Source organism: Gammaproteobacteria bacterium (assembly GCA_013001575.1).
GTDB lineage: Bacteria > Pseudomonadota > Gammaproteobacteria > Steroidobacterales > JABDMI01 > JABDMI01.
In genome coordinates, this window is the sequence record JABDMI010000069.1 from 1 (window position 1) to 4,023 (window position 4,023).

Here is a 4,023-nt window from a genome sequence, read left to right on the forward strand (position 1 = left end):
ATCAGGCCAGCAGGCTTAATCTTCTTTCCAATAGTTCGACCGAGTATTCTGAACAAGCCTTATCAATGATTTCTCCATCCGCAATCAACGGAATCGGACTATCACTTTTCAGGTGTAATTTTCGACATTGCAAATGAGTAACTTTTTGATTATTCAAATGTGTGCCGCGCATCAGTTGAATGATCAATGGAATTGCCCCAAATCGTCCAACCGGCGGGGCGATCACGGCATCGATCAAGCCGTCGTTAATGCTGGCTTGGGGAGTGATCTTGAACGAGCCCCCATAACAGATGCCATTGGAAACCGCGACCAGTGTGGTTTTCATTGTATTTTCGTAATTCTCGGTTTTAATTTCGACCTGCGGATTGGGGATGCCTTTGAGTAGATGCCAGAGTAAGCCAAGCACATATACAGCTTTACCGCGTAGCAAGGGGATATTGCTTGCGGTGATGCCAATTCCTGCATCAAAACCCGAGCCAATATTGTTTACGAAGTAGTGTTCAACATTTTTTGTGGAAAGTTTGGCAACATCAACCAGTCGTGGCGTTGCACTCAATAGTTGTTCGCACGCCAGTTGCCAGTTATTCGGGATCTTCGCAGCTTTGATAAAGTCATTACCGGTGCCTACTGGAATTATTCCCAAACGGGTTCTTGCCGGGAGTTTAATCGTTCCTTGAGATTCTTGTGCGGCCTGCATGATGCCATTTACGGCTTCATAAATACTTCCGTCACCACCTGCAACAATAATGGTTTCACAACCATCGATACAGGCCTGTTTGACTTTGGCGGCAATATCGCCAGGCGCGCGACTAAAGCTTGCATTGGTGATCAAGCCGTTGTGATGCAAAAAATTGCGAATTTTTGCGGCGTATTTTTTTCCTTTACCGCGACCAGCAGCTGGATTGATGAATAGCTGGGCTTTTTTGTTATCCGGAAATTGCATTTGGGTTATTATTGCATAAGACCTAAAGGGAAAATTATTCTTATGCATTATCTGGTGCCTGGGTTGTTTGTTTTAGCGGCGTATTTGATCGGCTCGATCAATGGCAGCCTGTTGATCGGGCGATTAAAAAAAATTGATATTCGCAGTGCGGGCAGCGGTAATGCCGGTGGTACGAATGCCTTGCGCACCCAGGGTTTTATGTTTGCCCTGGGCGTGATCATTATTGATATTGGCAAGGCGGTTTTAGTATTAACTTTATTACCGTGGTTAATGCAAGAATTCAAATTGTGGCAATACATCCAAAGCGAAATAGCGGTTTTTCTCGCGGCGGCAGCGGTCATTGTCGGGCATTGTTATCCGGTATGGCACGGATTCAAGGGCGGCAAGGGCGCAGCCACACTGATTGGCGTGCTATTGGTTATCGCACCGGTCATAGTGTTGTATTTGCTGCTGTTATTTTTTACCCTGCTGATCTTGACCGGTTACGTTGGTCCGAACACAGTCTTGGTCGCATTGGCGGCTCCGGTAATTTTTGCCATGAGACATTCAGCTTTTTCGCAGTCGCATACTTTCTGGTTTCTCGTGGTAACCGGTTTATTCATCACCTTTACCCATCGCGAGAATTTAAAGCGCTTTTTCAATGGCACGGAAAACCAGTTTGATAAAGTGCGCTTGCTGCATCGTTTATTTAACAAGGATGAGAGTTAACTATGATTGATCATGCCCATTTGTCAGTAGCGGATTTTGACCGACATCTTGGTCCTGGCGTCAAACCACACTTGCAAGATATTTTAATAGTCCAGGAAGTTGGCTCGAGTAATGATTTTTTGCTTGCTATTGATCCTCCCGAGAATAACAAAGCACTGATCTGTATGGCAGAGCACCAAAGTGCAGGACGAGGCACACGGGGTAGAGAGTGGCATAGCCAGCTTGGCGCATCGTTTGTGTATTCGATCGCCTGGAATTTTTCCGAAGCTCCGCAAAACATTTCTGCGCTGACACTGGCCATTGGTGTGGTCGCTCAACAAACCTTGGAGAATTTTGGCTATAGCGACGTTGAGTTAAAGTGGCCAAATGACCTTCTGATCGATCACAAAAAACTGGGCGGGATCCTGGTAGAGGTTAAGCAACATAACAATTCGTGTCATGTAGTGTGTGGGATTGGTATAAATTTGCTCAGCACAATGGATTCTGAGGATATTGATCAGGCATTTACCGCGCTTGACCAGAGCAAAAATTCTCAACCACCGATTTGTCGAAACAACCTTGCGGCAAAACTAAGCGGTGATCTGATCAAATTATTCATGGATTACCCGGAGACAGGATTTAAACCATGGCGGGAAGCCTGGGAGTCATTGCATGCTTTGCAAAATAAATCCGTAAGACTTGAGCAGGCGGGTGATGTGATACAAGGCATAGCATTGGGTGTGGATGATACGGGAGCATTACAGATACAAACTGATGATGCGGTTCGGTCAGTTCTCTCCGCTGAGAATCTGGTTGAAAATAATTCGCAAACAAATTTGTATATTGATATCGGCAACACCTCAATGCACTGGCGCGTGTCGAATGAAAAGGAAATAGCTTCACCAAGCGTTTCAATCAAGCATAACAAAGACTGGCGTAAAACTTTAAGGATGCAACAAACCACATTAGGTGAGCTTAAGCCAGATAATATTTACATTGCCTCGGTAGCCGGGCGACAAGCGCAAGACGCCTGCGTGCGATGGTTTCAGCAAAAGTTTTTAAAAACACCGATATTTGTTCAAAGCCAAAGTGAGTCGGGTGAGTTGCGTAATGCTTATGACACCTCAACCCAATTAGGCGTGGATCGCTGGTTGGGGATTATTGCGGGTTTTCAGTATATACAAACCAACCAGCATGACGCGGCCCTGGTTGTTGATGCGGGTACGGCAATGACGATCGATGCGGTTTTGACCGATGGCACTCATCTGGGCGGAAACATAATTGCAGGTCTTACTACGCAACAAGTTAACCTGCTCGCGCGCACGGCTGAGATAAGTGACAGCGAAGGTGAAACTGGTGTTTGGGGTACCAATACAGCCAGTGCGGTTGCCAATGGCGCTTATTTCGCTTTGATCGGTGCAATTTTGTTAGCGTATGAACAGCTACAATCTGAATTACCCGACGATGCAAAGATTCATCTGATGTTGACGGGTGGCGATGCAGAAAATCTAGAGCGGTATTTTGCCGGCCACAAAAATATCGACTTTTCTGTGCATACTAATCTGGTTCTCGACGGACTGGAAAGTTACGTTGCCGAATTGAACGTATAAGGTGTCGGTTTAAAAGCATGCGATAATATCTTTATGAACTGGCGAAATCTCACACTTTTATTGATCCTGGCAAATTTGTTGTATTACTCCTGGACGTCCTGGATCGTCCAGCCCGAGATCGTTGGCGTTAATAATCAAAGCCTGTCCGGTGTTCCTTTATTGGAATTACGCACTGGTCCGGAGTCGGAGCTTGGCTCCGGTGCTCTGACTGCGCTGACAAACCCTGACCTCGAAATTGAAAGCGGAGGATTGGTTGATCCGAGCTTGCCAGTCACCGTTGATATTGATAGCGGTGAAATCATCGAACCCGAGGCTCCAAGTGAAGTTTGTCGTCAATTAGGCGCTTTTTTGACCGAACAAGACGCCGACACGGCCGCCAGCTGGTTCGTCAGTCAAGGATTCCCCAGCAACAAAAAGATCGAATTGGAAAATGTGTGGCAAGGGTACTGGGTGTATTTGCCCAAATACCCGAATCGTGATGCTGCCATTCAGGTGGTTGAGGCCTTACGCGCAAAAGGCATAAAGGATATGTTCATCGAAATTGCCAGCCCTCACCGAAATGCCGTGTCCTTGGGTTTATATAGACAAAGGTCGGGCGCCGAAACCCGTGCCAGGCAAATCCAGGCTCAGGGTTATGCCGCAAGAATCGGTAATAAAGAGCGCGAACAGGCGGTTTTTTGGCTGGAAATGCAGTCAGCGCCGGATCGTGAGATTCCCATCGAGGGCTTGGCGACCCCTTCTGGACAGGTACGGCGAATCGAGATAAAAACCTGTCAATAATGC

The 4,023-nt window shown here is 46.7% G+C and carries 4 protein-coding genes; 3 read left to right on the forward strand and 1 reads right to left on the reverse strand.

What is annotated here, in order from left to right:
* Position 1: 1 nt before the first annotated feature.
* Positions 2-943 carry a diacylglycerol kinase family lipid kinase gene (locus HKN88_06225; protein ID NNC97653.1) on the reverse strand — a complete coding sequence of 314 codons (942 nt, stop codon included), beginning with the start codon at positions 941-943 and terminating at the stop codon, positions 2-4.
* A 42-nt stretch (positions 944-985) separates the two neighbouring features.
* On the opposite strand from HKN88_06225, the gene plsY reads away from it, so the two are divergent.
* From plsY to HKN88_06240, 3 genes are read left to right on the forward strand one after another with little or no spacing between them, the layout of a single operon-like run.
* Positions 986-1,651 carry a glycerol-3-phosphate 1-O-acyltransferase PlsY gene (plsY, locus tag HKN88_06230; GenBank protein ID NNC97654.1) on the forward strand — a complete coding sequence of 222 codons (666 nt, stop codon included), beginning with the start codon at positions 986-988 and terminating at the stop codon, positions 1,649-1,651.
* A gap of 2 nt (positions 1,652-1,653) precedes the next feature.
* Positions 1,654-3,240, forward strand: coding sequence for a biotin--[acetyl-CoA-carboxylase] ligase (locus HKN88_06235; protein NNC97655.1), 1,587 nt, complete (start codon positions 1,654-1,656; stop codon positions 3,238-3,240).
* Positions 3,241-3,273: 33 nt separating this feature from the next.
* On the forward strand, positions 3,274-4,020 hold the full coding sequence (locus HKN88_06240; GenBank protein ID NNC97656.1) for an SPOR domain-containing protein: 747 nt from the start codon (positions 3,274-3,276) through the stop codon (positions 4,018-4,020).
* The last annotated feature ends 3 nt before the right edge of the window (positions 4,021-4,023 follow it).